Raw genomic sequence first — 20,250 nt, 5'->3', positions numbered from 1 at the left:
AAAGGCATTCTTATGAATGCCTTTTCTATTTATGCACGTACGATGAGCTCGTAGCCCGTATATTTACGAATGTTGATGACACCAATATCAAAAATTAAATATTGGCCTTTAATACCTTGTAATATACCGCGAATTTTTGGTGTTTTATCCAAGTTTAGAGACTTAATTTTTTCAGGATATTGTTCAACTGGGTATACAAACTCACGTGGCAATTCATTTTCTAGTAGTTCAACCGTTTCGTTAAATTCAAGGTTTTGACTGAACTCCTCACGAATAGTTTGAATTTTAGGGGCGAACTCTTCAATTAACTGATCACGTTGTTCAACCATATTTAAAGGTTCAGCTTCACCCTTGAGGAGTTTACGCCAATCTGTTTTATCCGCAATTAAAGAACCAAACATGGTTTCAAGCTGACCAGATAAACGGCGTGATCCAACTTTTAAAATAGGTAAGGCTTGAGTTGCACCTTGATCTAACCAACGACCTGGCATATGGCTAACGCGGGTAATCCCCACTTTTAAAGCACTAGAGTTTGCCAAATATACGATATGAGGCTGGAAACAAACATTATGGGCAAAGTCATCTTCACGACATGTACCTAAATGATAGTGACATGTTTCAGGTTTCATAATACACAAGTCACATTCTGCTTTAGTTTTAAAACATTTAAAGCAATGACCTTGAGAATAAGATTTCGGTGTTTTAGTGCCACATGAAGTGCAATAAATATTACCTGTCCATTCGATTTCTAGTTCTTGTCCTAAATTAAAAGGAAGATCAATTTCTGAACGGTCTAATATAAATTTGTATTCAACATTTGCCTTGGTTGTCTGTTGATCAGTTACACTAGCATCTTTTAGGCCTGCATGCATTTTATGGCAAATGCCTTGTAGTTCCATAAAGTTTAAACTCACATCTTTCAATTAAGGGTTGCAGTTATGGCTGAACAAAATGTCATCACTTCTATGCTAGACGATTTATCAAACGAACAGCCCATTCATACTGCACTTTGTATTGGCCAGAAAATTGACCAGAATAACGCAATTCAATGGCACTATTTTACCGTAACTGAGCTGTTAAGTCTGCCTTTTACTCAGCGTTATGATTTGGGTTTTGTATTGTTCGATACTGATGAAATGCAGAACATCAGCGATGTGCAAAAATCACAATTATTAGTGAAGCTAAGAGATTTATTAGCAAAACGCATTATTGTCGTGAGCAAACGCAGTGATGAGCAGTTATTACGTTCTTTAGGTTTTACTCAACTTATTGATAAAACTTCACATGATAGTGATTTTGCTTTATGGCAATTTAATATTTTGACCTATAAGCATGTACCAGACTGGTTTAATTCAAAATTTTGGGCAAATCCGGAAAACTGGAATAAATTCCGTTGGTAAAAGACCTTTCAATCTCTTTCAAAATTTAACAATTTGATTTTTGCTGTCTTAACAAAAAAACGCGTATGCTCATATATAAACCATACATAAGAGTTACTCATGACAAATTTAAGCAACATTGTAGAAGTTTTGGCTAAGCAAGCTTTAGGTGGGAATCAACAAGCGTCAGGTCAAGGTGGTTTAGGTGGAATTTTAGGTTCAGTACTCGGACAAATGGGTGGTAATACTTCATCTGGTACCCAAGGTGGTCTTGGGGGCGTACTAGGTTCTGTATTAGGACAAGTGACTGGCAATAACAATACACCACAAACAAGTGGTGGTGTACAAAGTTTATTAATTGCAGTTGTGCCTTTAATCTTAGGTTGGGTGCAGCAACAAGGTGGTTTACAGGCTGCATTAGAAAAGTTGAAAGGTGCGGGTTTAGGAAGCCAGGTTCAAAGCTGGGTTGATCCAAATCAAAGTAATAGCGAAGTTCCGACTCAGCAATTACAGAGTTTATTTAATCCAGCCGACATTGAACAAGTTGCTGAGCAAGCCCAAGCGCCAAAAGAGCAAGTTTACGGTGCAATTGCTTCAGTCTTACCTCAGGTCATTGATTCATTAACACCTCAAGGTGACAGTACTGATCATCAAGAAGCAAACCAAGATATTCAAAACGTTATGAATCTTGTAAGTGGTTTCTTAAAATAAGATATAAATTTTTTAAAAGCCGATATTTTTATATCGGCTATTTTATTGTGCCAACAAAATAAAAGGGCATAAGCCCTTTTATTTTAGATCTGGAGCAAACATAACTAATTAGAAGTTATATTCGATACCCGTACCTACAACAGTTTGTTTGTCGTCGTCGTTCAACCAGTCACGTTTTTGTTGAGCAACGATACCGTAGAAGCGAGCTTGTTTGTTGATTTGGTAATCAAGACCTAAACCGTACAAGTCGATTTTACGATCTGATTGACCACTTACTTGTGTTTCAGCTGAAGCATATTCTGCTTTCACTTTAAGTTTAGTGTTAGGAATTTTATAAGCAGCTGTTACTGCATATGCTTCTTCTTCTAAACCACGGTAAGCTTTACCAGCTTTATCGATTGAACCATCCGATTTATATGATTGACCATATGCAGTCAAGTCATCAGTAGGTTCAGCGTGTTGCCATAAAGCACCTACTACAAAACCAGATTTAGCAATGTCATAAGAACCAGTTACACGGTAAGCATCTGTATAGACATCTTTTAGACCGTAAGCTGCATATTTACCTTTAATACCAAAGTCACCAGCAGCAGCAATTGCTAAACCGATATCTTTGTTTTCGTAACCAAGCGAAGTTGATACAGAGTCAAAGCTATCATTTTTGCTGTCTTTACCAGTTTCACCTTGTTTGCTATCAGAGGTGCTTTCGCCAGTTTGAGCCATGATATTGAATGTTAAACCAGCTAATAATTTAGGGTCTAATTCAAAACCGATCACATTGTCTAAACGGTTTTCACCGTACATGATATTAGTAATATCTAAACGTGTATCGTCATTAAAGATGTCTTGGTTACCACCAGCAGCAGTTTTGAAGTAAGAATCATACTTACCGACTTTTAAAGTACCAACACCTTCAGTTTTTAAACCAATAAAACGGTTACGCGCGCTAAGGTCAGTATCAGAACCCGAACCATCAGTAGAAATTGCCCACTCAGCTAAATAAACAGCAGATAATTTGTCAGTTAATTTCTCTTCGCCTTTAACCCCAATACGAGAAGAGTTTGAGTTAATTTCGGTAACGTCACTTTTTCCATCGAAATTTTTATTATCAACTTGGTTAACAGAAACATTTAGTTTGCCATACAAAGTTGGCGCTGCTTGCACCGCGTTTATGCTCAAAGTTGCAACTGCGGCAGCGAGTAGCAATTTCTTCATTGAGATTTCTCCAAAAGGTATTTAAAAAGGGCGTATGCCTAGCTAACTATTTATTTTGTAGTTGACTTATGTACAAAAAGTTACAAAAGCTCACCAACTTGCTAAGCAGTATCGGCAAATTTTGTGACAGAGAAGTGAAGAATAAATGACAGTTTTATGACGTTTAAAATTTAGAAATAAATTAGTTGTTTTCATTTTTTTATAGTTTTTAGACGAAAAAAAGCGGAGCCTAAACTCCGCTTTAACTATCTAAAAATCAAAGAGCTGCTTTAATTTTTTCAGCTAATTCTTTAATTTTTTCTTGATCCCCTAACTCAACAGCATGGCGTCCAAGATGATGCACATTTGTTGGAATTAAGTGAAAATGAACATGTGGAACAGTTTGTCCTGCTGCTGCTCCAGAAAGTTGCATTAATACAATACCTTCCAAATTGAGTGCTTTTTCCATTGCCTTGGCAATTTTTTGGACAATTTGTATAGTATATGCCGCTGCTTCAGGAGGTAAATCTAAGAGTGTTACAGCTGGTGTTTTTGGAATAACTAATGTATGGCCATCGGCTTGAGGCATAATATCCATAAAAGCTAGAACTTGATCATCTTCATAGACTTTTATCGCAGGAAGTTCTCCACGTAAAATTTTTGCGAAGATATTTTGATCATCATATGCCATGTATTATTCCTTTAAAATTATTTACATTTCAATTCTTTCTGACGTTCTTTAATAGCGTCAAGACGTTGTTGCTCTTTGTCAGAAAACTTAGGTTTTGTCGTATGACAGTTTTCATTACCATATTTTTCTTTTGCATCAGGATCTTTAAAACAAAAGCCTTTTGATGCATAAATCAAATTGTAATCGTCTTGCAATTTTTGACATTCTTGCTCAGGTGTTGCAGCTTGTATGCCTAAACTAGCAATGCTCACCATGCCCGTAAAGACTGCAACCATAAATTTATTCATGAGCTTTTCCTCAGTTAAAGGTATGAACCTGTACTCAATATAAGGTTTATTGCCAAGATTTCAATGACTATTAATTACTCAAGTGTCATTTTGGTTTATAATTTGTTCAAAGAATAAATAAAATTATTAGATATCAATAACTTAAAAATATTAAATAAAAACATAAACTTAACTAAAAATTATATGTTTTTCCATAAGCTAATGGTTGTTGAACATCTTATAATCGCTAGTGATGAGCAAAAAAGAATAATTAAATAGATCTTCTAACAAATCCCATAGATTGAATCCTGATCTTATCCTTAAATTTTTGTTGAGCGTTCGGTCAGCCATTTCGCTAATTGGGGCCAGAACTCTAGCGCACTTGCCTGACTCGACATTAAGCCTAAATGTCCGCCAGGTATAAGCGTAAACGTAACATCTTGGCTACTTGTCAACTCACTTAATGGAGAAGCAGCGTCAGCAGTTACCAACTGATCATTACGGCCAGCACCAACCAAGAGAGAGCAATCTATATTTTTTAATTCAATTTTCTGATCTTTTAGCTGAATAAAGCCATGTTTTAACGGGTTCTGTAGCCACACATTGAACAACATGTCCTGATTAATTCCACCAGGGTAATCAATCATATTATTTAAAAAGTTACTGAGGGTGGCATGCTCTTGTACAAATTGCAGGTCGTCAAGATTTTTTAGTAGTTGAACATGTCCATCAAACCAACCTTTAGGATCAAGAATTTTGAAACCTAGTGAATTTAAAATTCCCGGGGTATGAATCAAACGTTTTGGTAATCCACCATAAATACGGTTCTGAATTTTTTTATTGCGACCAATAACATGATTCATGGTTCGATAGAGCTTGCCAATATAGCCAGAGGCATAACTGTCTATTGGGCTACCAAGTACTATAAGATTTTTAACATGATTAGGTTGATTGAGAGCGGTATATAAAGTAACGAATATACCAGCCATGCTCCATCCATGTAGCGAGATTTGTTCACTTCCTGAATGTGCTCGAACAAGTTCTATTGCTTTAGGAATAAAATCTTTAATAAATGATAAGAAGTTAAGGTGTCTATCTTTAAACTTTAAACGGCCCCAATCTACCAAATAGACATCGAAACCAGCATTTTGGAAGTATTTGATAAGAGAACGATAAGGGTATAAATCATAGATCGCCATATTAATAGCTAAAGGAGCCACAAATACTAAAGGTTCTTTAAATTGTTTTTGAGTAGCTGCGTAGTAACGAATACGGGTTTGATTGAACTCACCAATCACTTCAAATGGGGTGCTTTGTGACAATACTAATGTTTGAGGGCGAAATAGTCGGGTAGAGAGGTGCTTGATTTTACTTTGTTCAGAGACAAGGGACTTTAAGCGTTTCATCTTGCTTTTACCAACTATTTACTAAAGTTGAATAAAGTCTAAGCGATAATTTTAAGGTTTACCTTGACCTTAAATACCCTAGACACTCAAAATGATGATAGTTTTTTAGTACTTGACCAGTAAAGGCGAACATTTAATGAACCAGTCTGATGATTTAGAATACCAACTTGATACTTTAGCCATTCGTACCGGACATACTCGTAGTTTTGAAGGTGAACATGGCGAACCGATTTTTTTGACTTCATCATTTGTATATGAAAATGCAGCTGAAGCTGCAGCAAAATTTTCTGGTCAGGTTCAAGGAAATATCTATTCTCGTTTTACTAATCCGACTGTATCGATGTTCGAAAAACGCTTAGCAGCTTTAGACGGCGCAGAGCGAGCTGTTGCAACAAGCTCGGGAATGGGCGCGATTTTGTCTGTTGCTATGGCATATTTAAAAGCTGGTGATCATGTTATTTGCTCAAGAGCAGTTTTTGGTTCAGTTGTTGCCTTATTTGAAAAATATATTGCCAAGTTTGGTGTAGATATTACATTTGTTGATTTATGTGATTTGGACGCATGGAAAAACGCTGTACGTCCCGAAACTAAACTTTTTTTTGTTGAGTCGCCGTCTAACCCTCTAGCGGAGATCGCAGATATTCAGGCGCTTGCAGATATTGCCCATGCAAATGGCGCATTACTTGCAGTTGATAACAGTTTCTGTACACCTGTTTTGCAGCAACCACTCAAGTTTGGTGCAGATCTTGTGATTTACTCTGCGACTAAATACTTAGATGGCCAAGGCCGTGCATTAGGCGGTGCTGTTGTTGGCAATCATCAGTTGTTAGAAGAAGTTTTTGGTGTTGTTCGTACGCTTGGACCATCAATGAGTCCGTTTAATGCATGGGTTTTCCTAAAAGGCTTAGAAACTTTACGCTTGCGTATGAAAGCACACTGTGAGAGTGCTCAAATTCTTGCAGAATGGTTATCTACTCATGAAAAGGTAGAGAAAGTTTACTACGCTGGTTTACCTGCTCATGAAGGTCATGAACTTGCTGCTCAACAGCAAAATGGCTTTGGCGGTATTGTATCCTTCGTTGTTAAAGGTGAGCGTGAAGGTGCTTGGAAAGTTATTGATAATACTAAGTTTATTTCAATTACCGGCAACTTGGGTGATGTGAAGTCAACAATTACACATCCGGCGACTACGACACATGGTAAACTTTCTGTTGAAGCAAAAGAAGCCGCAGGTATTCAAGAAGGCTTAATTCGCGTATCTGTAGGTCTAGAAGATATTAATGACATCATTGGTGATATTTCACGTGGGTTAGATCTTATCTAATTCTTTTAAAATTTTTTGTCGAAACTATTTTAGTTGCTTAAAAGCCATCTCATGAGTTGAGGTGGTTTTTTATCTAAAGTTACTTAATTTTTACAATTGCAATAAAAAAACTACATTTTATTTAAATCGTAATGCCGAGCAAAGGTTATAAAGAATTTAAATCTAATTAAAATAAATGTGAGTTTTAAAATGCTTAAGCCTATTGCTATTATTGTTGTGGTGGGGGTAGTTGGTGTCTTTGGATACAAATTATTAACTAAACCTACCCTAAGCCCCGCATCAAATGAAACAACATTGTTAATCAGCAATGCGGAGAAATCAGTACAAGAAGCAGACGAATCTATTGAAAAAGCGAATAACTCTTTCAAAAAAGTTCCTTTAAGCGAATATAAAACAATCAAAGAAGGTTTACAGGCGTCTCAATAATCCTCTAAAGCACTTAAATCCTAAAGAAATGGCAGTTAATTTTACTTTTGCTATCTATATGGCTGCGTCAAAATAGAGCTAGAGATACTGATAGAAAACATTACTTTATTGTGTCAGAATTACGGATTAATTTAAGTTCAATGTACTAGCCTACATAGATTTTGATCAATAAGGCTAGCTCAACGAGATTAAGTTTTTATAAAGTATTGGCAGAAATGAATAATACTTTAAAGATTTGATAGAGATACGGAGTAAGGTTATGAATATCAATATGCTCATGCAGCAAGCGCAGCGCATGCAAAAAGATATGGAAACAAATATAAAAAAGGCTAAAGAAGAGCTTGCTCAAACTGAAGTTCAAGCAGAAGCTGGCGGTGGTTTGGTTAAAGTAACAATGACGGGCCGTTATATCGTAAAACGTATCGAAATTAATCCAGAATTACTTCAAGATGAACCAGACATGATTGAAGATTTAATCGCTGCTGCGGTTAATGACGCTGTGCGTCAAGCAGAGGTGATTTCTGAAGAAAAAATGAAAAAAGCAAATTCTGGTATGGGCTTGCCACCTGGCTTAGCGGGCATGTTCTAAGGAAATTCAGTGTTTAGTGATAGATTTGAACAACTTGTTCAAGCTTTACGTATATTGCCTAGCGTTGGTCCGAAATCGGCTCAACGTATGGCTTTACATCTTTTGATGAAAAATCGAGAAGGTGCATTTGCATTAGCTCATGCTCTACATGAAGCTTCAAGTTATATACATGAATGTAGTGTTTGTCATTCTCTGACTGAACATGAAATTTGTGATATTTGTGCCTCAACGGACAGAGATGATCAATTATTGTGTGTGGTTGAATCACCAGCAGATGTGATGGCGATTGAACAAAGCGGTAGCTTTCGTGGCAAATACCATGTTTTAGGTGGGCATCTTTCTCCATTAGATGGTATTGGGCCTGAAGAAATTGGTATTCCTTATCTGATTCAGCGTTTAAGCCAAGGTAAGATTGAAGAAGTGATTTTGGCAACGAATGCAACTGTAGAAGGACAGGCAACGGCTCATTATTTGGTAGAGGCAACTAAGCACTTACCAATACAAATGACACGTATTGCTCAGGGCGTACCTCAAGGTGGTGAACTCGAGTATGTCGATAGCCATACCTTAAGTCAGGCAGTGCATAACCGTATGAGAATGAAATAAGCATTGCGATGCTTATTTCATTAATACAATATCAATTTAATTGAAAACTTCTAAATTGAATTCAACTATTAAACATAAATATTATTTTGGTTTTATAATAGTAGAAATTTTAAATAAAATATGAATATAAGCATGAAAAAGGTCTTATAAATTTTAAATAAAGAACATTTGGAGATAAATTTAAAAAAGTACAATTAAAAGTTCAAAAAATTATCTATTTTCGAAAAATTGTTCAAAAATAGAGTATTCATAAAGGTTTAAGTAGCATTTTTCTGCTTCTATGTTATATATACCAGAGTTTAAAGCACTCTTTGCATTTACTTGAGAAAGCATGTTTCAGTTTATCCAACAGCAAACCGAATTGGTTGATGTTCTTCAAAAAATGGATCAATGTTCAATATATGGACTTGATACAGAATTTATTAAGGTTGACACACTCTGGCCTAAACTTGGAGTATGCCAAGTCAATGTAAATGGCAATGTCTATCTGTTGGATGGTGTTTCATTAGATCTAAGTCAGTTTTGGAAAAAGATCTTTCTCGCACAGCAAAACATTTTTCATGCATGTGGAGAAGATATTGATTTAATCTATCATTATGCTGATCAAGAAGATTTGCTTAATGTGTTTGATACTCAAGTGGGACTTTCTTTTTTAGGTCATGGCCTGCAAGTGAGTTACCAAGGTGCTTTAAAACTTTGTCTTGATATTGATATTGAAAAAGATCAAACAAGATCTGATTGGTTAGCTAGACCTTTATCGCCTCAACAACTTTGTTATGCTGCTAATGATGTTTTGTATCTAATGAAGTTAGCTAGTCATATTCAAGAACAGCTTAAGCAGAAAGGGCTTTATAACTATGTTCTTGAAGACTGTAGTAGCCTAACTAAAGAAATTATTAGTGAAACCCCGACAGAATTACTCTATACCGATGTCGGCAATTATCGTCACTCACGTCGTCAGCTAATGCAGCTACAAAATTTAAGCGAATGGCGCGAATACATTGTAAAAGCAACAAACCAGCCACGTAGTTTTATTCTTAGGAACTCAACCATGATTGATATGGTTGAAAAGAATCCACGTAATAGTTTTCAACTTTCGCAAGTTAAAGATATTCGCCCAAATGTGGTTCGTGAATATGGCAAAACTATTTTAGAATTACTTAAAGATTTGCCGATTGAAAGTAAATGGCCATCGAAAATTGCAAAACCCTTTAAAGTAACGTCTAAAGAGACTTTACATAAAATGGATATGGTTCTTGCTCATGCAATAAATGAAACTTCTATTCCTAAAGAAGTATTGCTGAGAAAAAAATGGTTAAATGCTATTCATCAACATGTTCTTTCGCAAGGTGATGAACAGGATTTACCTGATTATCTTTTGGGTTGGCGTTATGAGTTGTTAACCCAACCGTTAATTCAGTTATTTCAAGAAGAAAAACAAAGTCTATCGATTTAATAACTTATCCTATTTAAATTTAAAAGGCTCATCATGTGATGGGCTTTTTTATTCAATAAATGGCCAAAACATTAAAATTTTAATTAATGAGATCTTATTTAAAAATAGCTTAATTAAATATTAAAATTATAAAAACGAGTTTTTCTGTAGTTTATCTAAATAATTAGAATGCCTTATAAAATTCATAAAACAATATAATAAAGGGAAAACAATTTAAAATTCCAATAATGAATTAAATTAACTTATATAGTGAGAAAAATTCAATTGCTTAAACATACAGGTCTGTATATTCTTGGTTTTAAGAAAAACAATTTCAATATATATAATATATAACTATAAGTTTGTTTCGGTGCAGAAATGAAAAGCCTACCCAATAGGGTAGGCTTATTTATTTTTATTGGTCTAATATTAATCTAACTTAATTTTAAAATTTTAAGTATTAATATCCTCTAAATTCTACATAAATGAATAAGCAATTTCGGACACAACTTCTTCAGCTTTGTGATAAGCATTTTCTAATGATGTTATATGCCGGTGATCGCCAAACTCCTGATATTCAGAGGTAATTTCATAAATTTTTTCTACCCCTAAATATTTACTGAGTGTACGAATGTGAGGTAAAAGATGATTCATGTTGTGCCGAATCCCATCTTTCTCAAACCCAAATTCACCGCTCGAAGTGATAATAATTAATAATTTACTAGACAAAAGAGGTTGTAAAGGAAAGTCTCCTCGAGCAAGGTCAAAATCAAAAGTTTTATTAATCCGAATAATTTGATCGAACCATGCTTTAAGCTGAGCAGGCATACCGTAATTGTACATAGGTGAAGAAATTACAAGGATATCTGAATTTGAAACTTCTGCTATTAATTGATCTGATATAGATAAAACATCGTGTTGAGCTTGTGTTCTTTTAGTTTCAGGAGTAAATACAGCAGCGATCCATTCTTGAGTAATAAAGGGTGGAGGATTCATTCCCACATCACGATAAATATACTCATCTATAGGTAGCTGTTTTCTCCATGAATTAATCAATCGAGTAGCAATATTTTTAGAAATCGAATTATGATTTGGATTAGGGTTAATCGCAGCTCTTACACTAGCGTCTATATGTAATATTTTACTCATCGTTAGTTCCATAAAAGATTAAGATTTAATTTATTTTGAGTTTTAAAAGACAAGTAGACAAACGAGAAAATTACATTTATAGATGAGTTTAATTCATCTATAAATATTATTAGGAGAAAGCATGCAAGTTTCTTTGCAAGCGCTTAAAGCATTTGAAGCAGCAGCTCGATTAGGTAGTTTTAAGTTAGCCGCTGAAGAACTTTCGCTTACACCAACTGCAATTTCGCATCATGTTACGAATCTAGAAAGCAGATTAAATGTTGACTTATTTCACCGACAAGTAAGAAAAATAACGCTTACAACGACAGGGGAAAGGCTGGCTGGAGCAATTTCTGAAGGGTTTCGTAAAATTGAAGATGCATTAGATGAAATAACGGTAGATGGAAACGTAGTGAGAGTGGCAAGTACCTCTTCACTAGCTGCAATGGTATTAATTCCTTCAATAAATGAATTTTATCAATTGCATCCCGATATCTCAGTTGAATTTTCTACAGGTGAAGCTTTAGACAATCATTTATATACCTTACTATCCGATATGGCGAGATATCTTTAGTCAAGTCTCAAGATATTGTTAAATATGATTCTTTTAATGTATTTGGTTCATCCAAATTTGATTCACTTAAATGCCCTAGTGAGCCAATAACTTTATTTACGACAGAATGGAAAAATAAGGCGTTACCAAACCCACCACTAGAGGCATGGCTTGAGGAAAATGAATGGAGCCAAAATAGGGTTATAATTAAGAAATTTGATCAGGAAATTTTTGGAATACACGAGGCTTTATCTGCCAATGGATTAGTATTTTGCTCTGCCACACTGGCTCATAGGTTTGTTAAAGCGAATCTTTTACAAGAGTTTAAAACTAAACCAATTCAATCAAAGCTATGTTACTACATACCAAATAAGGAAGATTTTAAAAATAGAAATGCGAGAAAATTTATTGAGTGGGTAGAAAATTTATTCAATCAATAAAGTTTATCTTTAAATGAGTTTAACTACATAATACTAAAACTTATATCGCTTTTTTATGTTATAAAATTAGATAAATTAATAATTAGAGAGATAAATATGCTTAATAACTTTAATGCTGAACAAGCTCGACAAAATGCTAAAAATTTTAAAATAAATCAAGATGTCATATTGGAAAAAATTTTAACTGGTACTGAGTCAGAATCTAAGGAGGGAAAGCGAAAAGCAAATTTTTGGTTTCCTGTTGATGCCATAAGTCCTGATCATCTTACATTGGTTGAAGAGGAACTTAAAAGTAGAGGTTTTAATGTCTCAACTGATATTGAGCACTCCGGTACCACGATCACAATTGAAATAAGCTTCTAATCATTGATAGGTTTTAACTAAACCATTCTTAAAGCAAGAGTGGTTTTTTATTGCCTGATTTCTCGTGATCTAAAAGAAGTATATATAAAATTATTTACAATTAAACTTATATTAATCAGGTTTTTACTTGACAGATTCCATCTTCTTCTGTAGCTTTACTTTTTGAGTGGAATATGGATATGAACTTCCAAACAATACTTTTCTCTTTCAAAAATCAATCTACTGGTACAGATGCATTTAAAGACTTAAAAAATGCGTGTGAGCAGTCTCTTAAAGAATCTCAAGATACAAAAGAAAAAGCAGCAGTTTACCTAATCTACGGTTTCGCACGTAGTTATGTAATCTTATATGAAGATGAAGCGGTAACGACCGAATTTGCCCATACCTCTAAAACTAAGCTTATTGCCTATATGGAAAGTCTTAATGAGGCTTTATTAAGTCAAGACGATAGCGCTATTTTGAGTGCCTTAAATCAAGTAAGCGATGACTATATAAAAAGCACTCGTGTCTTTTAGGAAAAATTAACACATCTTTAAATAAAAATACTTCTTTAGTTTGGGCTAAAGAAGTATTTATTTATATATTAATGGGACTTTTTCTTACCACCACCATCTTGTTTATTGACGGTAGACCATGCAATTCGTTCGGCTTCTTCTTCAGAATGACCTCTATCTACTTCAGTCTCAACAATATGTTTGGCCTGACGTTTTTGCTTGGCTGTATAAGCAGTTTTATCACCACGAGGCATAATTTTGTCCTCCATATCTATAAATAAGATACTTATTATTGAAACATATCTCGCTATTAAACGAGTTAAATAATGTCTGGTGATGTGTAGTGAAGTAGTTAAAAGTTTTACTCAAGTGTATATTATTAAATAAGTGAAAAAGAAATTTATTATTTTTTAATAGCTTAAGTGTTAATCTTATAAGAATACTATCAAAAAGTATTCGATAATGAATACTTTTTTTGTCGGTCCTAAACCTGATTTTATTTTAGTAAAATAGATTTTTAATTTATTTTATAAAATCAAATACTTAAATAAATTTAGCATAAAACCATTCTTGTTTACAACAAAGTTATTATCGACCTTAATCAATGTTGTAGGTTAATATTTCTCAAGAATTAAAAAAACGACTGATGCGTAAACAAACCTGCGTGTGTGTGTCGTTTTTTTTCATGTATGCTGTCCTTAGTTCAAGAGTTGATTTGAAATGCACTGTGATATTTATAGATCGAGCAAAAAAGATGAAATGTACATGTATATTGCTCGTCCAAACTATCCTGACGATGCGGAGCAAGCTGATCCGTTTGAAAATGTTCCTGAAGCGGTTTTACAAGCGTTTGGTCGTGCAACGTTTGTCATGCATTTAGAGTTGGCTCCAACACGTAAATTAGCGCGTGTTAATGTTTTACATGTTTTAGACTCATTACAAACAAAAGGTTTCTTTATTCAGATGCCGCCAGAAGGGTTAATTAACCCAAATGCAGTTGAACCAGAGGGCTTACGTGGTGCGTGAAGATCAAACTGGAATAATGAATCAATTATTTTCTTTTTTGGATGTTATTCCTGAAGGTGTTATTGCTTTAACAGCTTATGGAATAGGCGCTATTATTGCTTTGTGGTGTTGGTGGCGATTAATGCGTCGACTTCCTACAACTCTGGGTGCAATTAGCTGGCTTGTCGTATTTGCTATTTTAGTCACACCAACAGTGTCTGAAGGGCCGAATGCATCTGTAGCACCTGCTATTTTTGGACTTCTTTTTGGTGTTTTAACTAAAGATAGTCCGTTAATTTGGTCAAATTTATCTTTAATTCTGTTTGTAGTTGGTCTAGGTTTGGTGATTGGATATTGTTGGTCAAAATATTCAACAAACAAAAACATGCGTTCCATCTAACCATTGAAATAGAAAAATAAGGTCTTTACATGTCTGCTGATACCCAACATTTTACCGGTACAGATCAATATATCGCGACTGATAGTCTTAAGCTTGCTGTAAAAGCAGCTCGTGCTTTACAAAAGCCTTTACTAATTAAGGGTGAACCAGGTACGGGTAAAACTTTACTTGCTGAACAAGTAGCAGAAAGCTTAGGTTTAAAACTGATTACTTGGCATATCAAATCTACAACTAAAGCGCAGCAAGGGTTGTATGAATATGATGCAGTTTCTCGCTTGCGAGACAGCCAGTTAGGTGATGATCGAGTTTACGATATTAAGAACTATATTAAGCCGGGTAAATTGTGGGAAGCTTTCACGAGTGAAGAGCGCTGCGTATTATTAATTGATGAAATTGATAAAGCCGATATCGAGTTTCCAAATGACTTGTTGCATGAACTCGATAAAATGTCTTTTTATGTTTATGAAACGAATGAAACAATTACGGCAACACAACGCCCAATTGTAATTATTACTTCAAATAATGAAAAAGAATTACCAGATGCTTTCTTGCGTCGTTGCTTCTTCCACTATATTGAGTTTCCAGATGAAGCGACCATGCGAGAAATTATTGCGGTTCATTTCCCAAATATCTCTGCAACATTGGTGAACGAAGCTTTACAGGTTTTCTTTAAACTACGTGAAATTCCTAATTTGAAGAAACCACCATCAACCTCTGAGTTAATTGATTGGTTAAGTTTACTCATGGCAGATGATATGCCAGAAGATGTATTACGTAATCGAGATACATCTAAAGCTATTCCACCTTTATATGGTGCTCTCATCAAAAACGAGCAAGATGTACAACTTCTCGAACGCTTGGCTTTCATGTCTCGACGTTAAGGGAGGGAGTAACCCATGTTTGTGCGGTTATTTTACACCTTACGTAAATATGGTGTTCCAGTTACCACTCGTGAACTCATTGATCTAAACCGTGCGGTAAGTGAAGGTTTGGTTTTTGCCGATCAAGAAGAGTTCTATCAGCTTGCTAAAACTATTTTAGTTAAAGATGAGCGCTTTTTTGATAAGTTTGACCGTGCCATGAAAGATTACTTTGATGGCATTGAAACTTTTGATATCGATGAGTTGCTTAAGCAAGTTCATAAATTACCAAAAGACTGGTTCGACTTAGAGCTTCTCGAAAAGCATTTAACACCAGAGCAAAGAGCTGAACTTCAAAAAGCGGGGTCTTTAGAAGAACTGATGAAAATGCTGGAAGAGCGATTACGCGAACAGCATAAGAAACACCAAGGTGGTAACCGTATGGTTGGCACAGGTGGAACTTCACCTTTTGGAGCTTTTGGTGACCATCCAGAAGGCGTCAGAATTGGTGGGCCAGGGCGTAAACGTTCGGCGGTCAAAGTTTGGGAACAGCGGAAATACCAAAATCTAGATGACGACCAAGTTCTTGGAACTCGCCAAATGCAAATTGCTTTACGACGCTTACGCAAATTTGCTCGCCAAGGTGCAGCTGAAGAGTTAGACGTTGACGGAACTATTCGAGAAACAGCCAAACAAGGTATTCTTGATGTTCAGATGGTGCCAGAGCGTCGCAATCGAATCAAAGTACTCATGTTGTTTGATGTGGGTGGTTCGATGGATGCGCACATTGCCCAATGTGAAAAGCTTTTCAGCGCAGCTAAAACCGAATTCAAAACGCTTGAGTACTTTTATTTCCATAACTGTCTTTATGACTATGTTTGGAAAGATAACTACCGAAGAACAGCAACCCGCATGAATACGTGGGATCTGTTCCATACTTACGGACGCGACTATCGTGTAATTGTGGTGGGTGATGCCAGTATGGCACCGTATGAGCTGAAATCGGTAGGTGGCTCGGTTGAATATATGAATGATGAAACAGGTGAGGTTTGGTTACGTCGCCTACGTCAACATTTTGATAAAACAGCATGGTTAAACCCTGAAACTGAAGGGTATTGGCATTACACTCAAACCATTGGTTGGATTAAAGAGATTTTTGAAAACCATATGTATCCAATGACCCTAAAAGGCATTGAGGACTTAACACGCTACCTTTCTCGATAAACTTGATAACTTTAATAATTTAAAAAGAGGGATGATATGCAACATCAAATTAATGGTATTGCTTTGCCAAATGAACAAGGATTTTTTGGTGAATATGGAGGCCAATTTATTCCTCCGCATTTAAAAGAAGCAATGGATGAAATTAATGTTGCTTATGAAGAAATTCGCCATACAGCTGAATTTCAAAATGAACTATCAGACCTCTTTGCAAATTATGTAGGCCGTCCAAGTCCGTTATTTCATGCGAAGCGTCTATCTGAACAGTTAGGTGGCGCACAAATTTACTTAAAACGTGAAGATTTGAACCACACGGGTGCCCACAAAATTAATCACTGCTTAGGTGAAGCTTTACTTGCTAAATATATGGGCAAAAAGAAAGTTATTGCTGAAACAGGTGCTGGTCAGCATGGGGTCGCTTTGGCAACCGCTTGTGCTTTAGTTGGTATTCCATGTGAAATTCACATGGGTCAAGTCGATATCGAAAAAGAACATCCAAATGTGGTCAAAATGAAAATTTTGGGTGCTCATTTGGTGGCAGTTACACGTGGTACAGCAACCTTAAAAGATGCTGTAGATAGCGCGTTTGAAGAATATTTAAAAGACCCTAAAAACTTTATTTATGCAATTGGTTCTGTAGTTGGACCACATCCATTTCCAAAAATGGTTCGAGATTTTCAATCGATTATTGGCAATGAAATTAAAGAGCAGACGCATCATCGTTTTGGTAAAAACCCAGATTATGTTGTCGCATGTGTTGGTGGTGGTTCAAATGCAATCGGTGCCTTTACAGCATTTCTAAATGATTCGGATGTGAAATTGGTTGGAGTTGAACCAGCAGGACATGGTTTAGAAACTCACATGCATTCGGCAACTTTAACCTTAGGGAAACCAAGTCAAATTCATGGTATGGCATGTTACGTGCTTGAAAATGAAGCTGGTGAACCGTTACCCGTGCATTCTATTGCTTCAGGATTGGACTATCCTGGTGTTGGTCCACAGCATAGTTTCTTAAAAGATTTAGGCCGTGTGGAATATAGCACTGCAACTGACCAAGAGTGTTTGGATGCTTTTATGACCTTATCTCGTGTAGAAGGAATTGTTCCTGCGCTTGAAAGCTCACACGCTGTCGCATGGGCAATACGAGAAGCGCCAAAGCTGTCGAAAGAAACCATGATTGTGGTTAATCTTTCTGGTCGTGGAGATAAAGACTCTGATTATGTTGCCGAAAAGCTTAAGCTTTAAGCCGACTAATCTCCAAAAGCGGTCAGTATTTAAGGGCCGCTTTTTTGTTTCAAAGACTACATCTAAAGCTACTTATAAAGTTCATTATTTCTTAATTAAAACAAAGTATTCTAATTTTAAGCTGTGATTGTTAGAGATGGGTGTGTAAAACACTGGTTCACAAGGCAAAGCGTTGCGTTGCTTTGTCTCACTCAGTAGAATAGTCACTTTGCAAAATTTGCCTTTGGAGACGCCTAAGTGGAGCGACCGACGATTAGCCCTGAACATTTACAGGAAGCGGCTGAAAATTTATCAACAATTCGAGATTTCATTCGTTTTGGGGTATCAGCATTACGTCAACATGATGCACATTTAGGACAAGGTACTGAAGATTATTTTGCAGAAAGTTCTGCATTAGTTTTACAAACCTTATCTCTTGAATGGTCAGCAGATGCAGAGATTTTAGATGCCAAGTTATTACCAAGTGAAAAAGCAGAATTCTTAAGTTTGTTAGAGCGTCGTATTAATGACCGTATTCCGACTTCCTATTTATTAAATTTAGCTTACTTCTTTAATAAGCCATTTTATGTGGATGAGCGTGTACTTATTCCACGTTCACCAATTGCAGAGTTAATTGAGCAACGTTTTGCACCATATTGCTTAGATGAAAATGGTCAAATGCGTGAAGCACTTAACAACCTGCCAGAAAATGCTAAACCTAAAACTCCACAGCGTATTTTAGATATGTGTACAGGTTCTGGTTGTATTGCTGTAGCTTTGGCTTATGCTTATCCAGATGCTGAAGTGGATGCAACAGACATTTCTAAAGAAGCCTTAGAAGTAGCTTCGATTAATGTTGAACATCACAATAAGCAATATCAAGTTGCATTACTTGAATCTGATTTATTTGCCAAAATTCCAGCTGAAAACCAGTACGATTTAATTGTAAGTAATCCTCCGTACGTTGATGCCGAAGATATGGCTGACTTACCGGAAGAGTTTTTACACGAACCTGAGCTTGCATTGGCAGCAGGTCAAGATGGTTTAGACCTCGTGCGTAAAATGCTTGCTCAAGCGGCAGATTATTTAACTGAAGATGGTTTAATTGTCATTGAAGTGGGTAACTCTGAATGGGCTATGCGTCAGAACTTCAATACCATCGATTTCAACTGGCTTACTTTCCAAAAAGGTGGTTCTGGCATTTTTGCTTTAACTGCAGAACAATGTCGTCGTTATAGAAAACTATTTGAACAGCAACAAGCATAAGGAGTTGTACATATGGCAGGGAACAGTATTGGACAACTCTTTCGTGTAACGACATGTGGCGAGTCTCATGGCGTTGGCTTAATGGCAATTGTTGATGGTGTGCCACCTGGTCTTGAGTTAACCGAAGACGATCTACAAAAAGATCTGGACCGCCGTAAGCCGGGTACATCAAAATTTGCGACTCAGCGTAAAGAACCTGATCAGGTTGAAATTATTTCTGGTGTGTTTGAGGGCAAAACTACTGGTACGCCAATTGGTTTACTCATTCGTAATACTGACCAAAAATCGAAAGATTATGGAAATATTGCGCAAACCTTTAGACCCGGTCATGCGGACTACACCTATACACAAAAGTATGGTTTCCGTGATTACCGCGGTGGTGGACGATCTAGTGCTCGTGAAACTGCTATGCGTGTTGCAGCGGGTGCTATTGCTAAAAAATATTTAGCAGAAAAGTTCGGTGTTTTGATTCGTGGCCATGTCACACAAATTGGTAATGAAGTTGCTGAAAAACTGGATTGGAATGAAGTTCCAAATAACCCATTTTTCTGTGGCGATGTAGATGCTGTTCCTCGTTTTGAAGCATTGGTTACATCTTTACGTGAACAAGGTACAAGCTGCGGGGCTAAGCTAGAAATTTTAGCTGAAAAAGTTCCTGTAGGCTGGGGTGAACCTGTTTTTGACCGGCTAGATGCTGACATTGCTCATGCCATGATGAGCATTAATGCAGTTAAAGGTGTTGAAATCGGGGATGGTTTCGCAGTTGCTGGGCAATTTGGTCATGAAACACGTGATGAGTTGACGAGTAATGGCTTCTTAGCAAACCATGCAGGCGGTATTTTAGGCGGTATTTCGAGTGGTCAGACGATTCGAGTTGCCATTGCATTAAAACCTACTGCAAGTATTACAACACCAGGTAAAACGATTAATTTAAGCCGTGAAGATACTGATGTATTGACTAAAGGTCGCCATGACCCATGTGTAGGTGTACGAGCAACTCCAATTGCAGAAGCAATGTTGGCTATTGTCCTAATGGATCACTTCCTACGCCATCGTGCACAAAATGCAGATGTTGTTCCACCGTTTGCACCAATTGAACCATAGTCATAATTTTGACTGTAGTAAATTAAGCCCCCATATTTAACTTAAACTTGGGGGCTTTAATTTTTTATCACATTCGGCTCTATTAAATTTTAAATTATTTCCTTGTCTTATAATCTCTATATAAATATAATACCCGCGATTTATTTCTGAATATATTTATCTGCT

General features: G+C 36.2%; 23 protein-coding genes and 1 pseudogene. 17 read left to right on the top strand and 7 right to left on the bottom strand.

Annotated elements, in window-relative coordinates; all coding sequences use genetic code 11:
- Positions 1–29: 29 nt before the first annotated feature.
- Complete coding sequence (locus KTI79_RS08665; RefSeq protein ID WP_032054999.1) at positions 30–899, bottom strand: DUF2797 domain-containing protein; 870 nt, start codon at positions 897–899, stop codon at positions 30–32.
- A 39-nt stretch (positions 900–938) separates the two neighbouring features.
- Between KTI79_RS08665 and KTI79_RS08660 the strand changes: the two genes are divergently transcribed.
- Positions 939–1,400: a DUF6231 family protein gene (locus KTI79_RS08660; protein WP_032054998.1), complete on the top strand. Its 462-nt coding sequence runs from the start codon at positions 939–941 to the stop codon at positions 1,398–1,400.
- 99 nt (positions 1,401–1,499) lie between these two features.
- Positions 1,500–2,090: a YidB family protein gene (locus KTI79_RS08655; RefSeq protein WP_032054997.1), complete on the top strand. Its 591-nt coding sequence runs from the start codon at positions 1,500–1,502 to the stop codon at positions 2,088–2,090.
- Positions 2,091–2,198: 108 nt separating this feature from the next.
- Here KTI79_RS08655 and KTI79_RS08650 read toward each other — a convergent pair whose 3' ends face one another.
- The 4 genes from KTI79_RS08650 to KTI79_RS08635 all read right to left on the bottom strand — a co-directional run bounded on the left by KTI79_RS08650 (position 2,199) and on the right by KTI79_RS08635 (position 5,647).
- Positions 2,199–3,305, bottom strand: coding sequence for a porin (locus KTI79_RS08650; RefSeq protein WP_032054996.1), 1,107 nt, complete (start codon positions 3,303–3,305; stop codon positions 2,199–2,201).
- A gap of 256 nt (positions 3,306–3,561) precedes the next feature.
- Positions 3,562–3,975 (bottom strand): HIT family protein, encoded by a 414-nt coding sequence (locus KTI79_RS08645; RefSeq protein ID WP_016145166.1) that lies wholly within the window; start codon positions 3,973–3,975, stop codon positions 3,562–3,564.
- Positions 3,976–3,992: 17 nt separating this feature from the next.
- Positions 3,993–4,262, bottom strand: a complete 270-nt coding sequence (locus tag KTI79_RS08640; protein ID WP_032054994.1) for a YARHG domain-containing protein — start codon at positions 4,260–4,262, stop codon at positions 3,993–3,995.
- A gap of 299 nt (positions 4,263–4,561) precedes the next feature.
- Positions 4,562–5,647, bottom strand: coding sequence for an alpha/beta fold hydrolase (locus tag KTI79_RS08635; protein ID WP_032054993.1), 1,086 nt, complete (start codon positions 5,645–5,647; stop codon positions 4,562–4,564).
- Between the two features lie 136 nt (positions 5,648–5,783).
- On the opposite strand from KTI79_RS08635, the gene KTI79_RS08630 reads away from it, so the two are divergent.
- The 5 genes from KTI79_RS08630 (at position 5,784) to KTI79_RS08610 (ending at position 10,048) form a co-directional block, all read left to right on the top strand.
- A complete protein-coding gene (locus KTI79_RS08630; protein ID WP_032054992.1) occupies positions 5,784–6,971 on the top strand; it encodes an O-succinylhomoserine sulfhydrylase in 1,188 nt (395 codons plus the stop codon).
- Between the two features lie 189 nt (positions 6,972–7,160).
- On the top strand, positions 7,161–7,397 hold the full coding sequence (locus KTI79_RS08625) for a hypothetical protein (RefSeq protein WP_032054991.1): 237 nt from the start codon (positions 7,161–7,163) through the stop codon (positions 7,395–7,397).
- A 259-nt stretch (positions 7,398–7,656) separates the two neighbouring features.
- Positions 7,657–7,986 carry a YbaB/EbfC family nucleoid-associated protein gene (locus KTI79_RS08620; RefSeq protein ID WP_032054990.1) on the top strand — a complete coding sequence of 110 codons (330 nt, stop codon included), beginning with the start codon at positions 7,657–7,659 and terminating at the stop codon, positions 7,984–7,986.
- Between the two features lie 9 nt (positions 7,987–7,995).
- Complete coding sequence (gene recR / locus KTI79_RS08615; RefSeq protein ID WP_032054989.1) at positions 7,996–8,592, top strand: recombination mediator RecR; 597 nt, start codon at positions 7,996–7,998, stop codon at positions 8,590–8,592.
- 331 nt (positions 8,593–8,923) lie between these two features.
- On the top strand, positions 8,924–10,048 hold the full coding sequence (locus KTI79_RS08610) for a ribonuclease D (protein WP_032054988.1): 1,125 nt from the start codon (positions 8,924–8,926) through the stop codon (positions 10,046–10,048).
- Positions 10,049–10,504: 456 nt separating this feature from the next.
- Here KTI79_RS08610 and KTI79_RS08605 read toward each other — a convergent pair whose 3' ends face one another.
- Entirely contained in the window at positions 10,505–11,176 is a 672-nt protein-coding gene (locus KTI79_RS08605) for an FMN-dependent NADH-azoreductase (RefSeq protein ID WP_032054987.1), read from the bottom strand.
- A 121-nt stretch (positions 11,177–11,297) separates the two neighbouring features.
- Between KTI79_RS08605 and KTI79_RS08600 the strand changes: the two are divergent.
- The 3 genes and pseudogenes from KTI79_RS08600 to KTI79_RS08590 all read left to right on the top strand — a co-directional run bounded on the left by KTI79_RS08600 (position 11,298) and on the right by KTI79_RS08590 (position 13,026).
- Positions 11,298–12,148, top strand: a pseudogene (locus KTI79_RS08600) (LysR family transcriptional regulator).
- A gap of 96 nt (positions 12,149–12,244) precedes the next feature.
- The gene (locus KTI79_RS08595) at positions 12,245–12,511 is read left to right on the top strand and encodes a hypothetical protein (RefSeq protein WP_016141117.1); all 267 of its coding nucleotides are present in this window, start codon (positions 12,245–12,247) and stop codon (positions 12,509–12,511) included.
- Between the two features lie 179 nt (positions 12,512–12,690).
- A complete protein-coding gene (locus KTI79_RS08590; RefSeq protein WP_032054986.1) occupies positions 12,691–13,026 on the top strand; it encodes a hypothetical protein in 336 nt (111 codons plus the stop codon).
- A gap of 68 nt (positions 13,027–13,094) precedes the next feature.
- On the opposite strand, the gene KTI79_RS08585 is transcribed toward KTI79_RS08590, so the two are convergent.
- Positions 13,095–13,259, bottom strand: coding sequence for a hypothetical protein (locus KTI79_RS08585; protein WP_032054985.1), 165 nt, complete (start codon positions 13,257–13,259; stop codon positions 13,095–13,097).
- Between the two features lie 466 nt (positions 13,260–13,725).
- Between KTI79_RS08585 and KTI79_RS08580 the strand changes: the two genes are divergently transcribed.
- The 7 genes from KTI79_RS08580 (at position 13,726) to aroC (ending at position 20,085) form a co-directional block, all read left to right on the top strand.
- Positions 13,726–14,031 (top strand): YcgL domain-containing protein, encoded by a 306-nt coding sequence (locus KTI79_RS08580; protein ID WP_016141114.1) that lies wholly within the window; start codon positions 13,726–13,728, stop codon positions 14,029–14,031.
- The gene (locus KTI79_RS08575; RefSeq protein WP_025470605.1) at positions 14,024–14,410 is read left to right on the top strand and encodes a hypothetical protein; all 387 of its coding nucleotides are present in this window, start codon (positions 14,024–14,026) and stop codon (positions 14,408–14,410) included. The genes KTI79_RS08580 and KTI79_RS08575 overlap by 8 nt, the downstream gene beginning before the upstream one ends.
- Positions 14,411–14,439: 29 nt before the next feature.
- Complete coding sequence (locus tag KTI79_RS08570; protein ID WP_005069362.1) at positions 14,440–15,291, top strand: AAA family ATPase; 852 nt, start codon at positions 14,440–14,442, stop codon at positions 15,289–15,291.
- A 15-nt stretch (positions 15,292–15,306) separates the two neighbouring features.
- Positions 15,307–16,494, top strand: coding sequence for a vWA domain-containing protein (locus tag KTI79_RS08565; protein WP_000498060.1), 1,188 nt, complete (start codon positions 15,307–15,309; stop codon positions 16,492–16,494).
- A gap of 36 nt (positions 16,495–16,530) precedes the next feature.
- On the top strand, positions 16,531–17,736 hold the full coding sequence (gene trpB / locus KTI79_RS08560; protein WP_032054984.1) for a tryptophan synthase subunit beta: 1,206 nt from the start codon (positions 16,531–16,533) through the stop codon (positions 17,734–17,736).
- 237 nt (positions 17,737–17,973) lie between these two features.
- Positions 17,974–18,981: a 50S ribosomal protein L3 N(5)-glutamine methyltransferase gene (gene prmB / locus KTI79_RS08555; RefSeq protein ID WP_016141110.1), complete on the top strand. Its 1,008-nt coding sequence runs from the start codon at positions 17,974–17,976 to the stop codon at positions 18,979–18,981.
- A gap of 12 nt (positions 18,982–18,993) precedes the next feature.
- A complete protein-coding gene (aroC, locus tag KTI79_RS08550) occupies positions 18,994–20,085 on the top strand; it encodes a chorismate synthase (RefSeq protein WP_032006143.1) in 1,092 nt (363 codons plus the stop codon).
- Positions 20,086–20,250 lie beyond the last annotated feature (165 nt).

This window comes from Acinetobacter sp. WU_MDCI_Abxd143, assembly GCF_025514195.1.
Taxonomy (GTDB): domain Bacteria; phylum Pseudomonadota; class Gammaproteobacteria; order Pseudomonadales; family Moraxellaceae; genus Acinetobacter; species Acinetobacter pittii_H.
The sequence above is the reverse complement of the archived record's forward strand: the minus strand, read 5'-3'. Positions and strand labels throughout refer to the sequence as shown.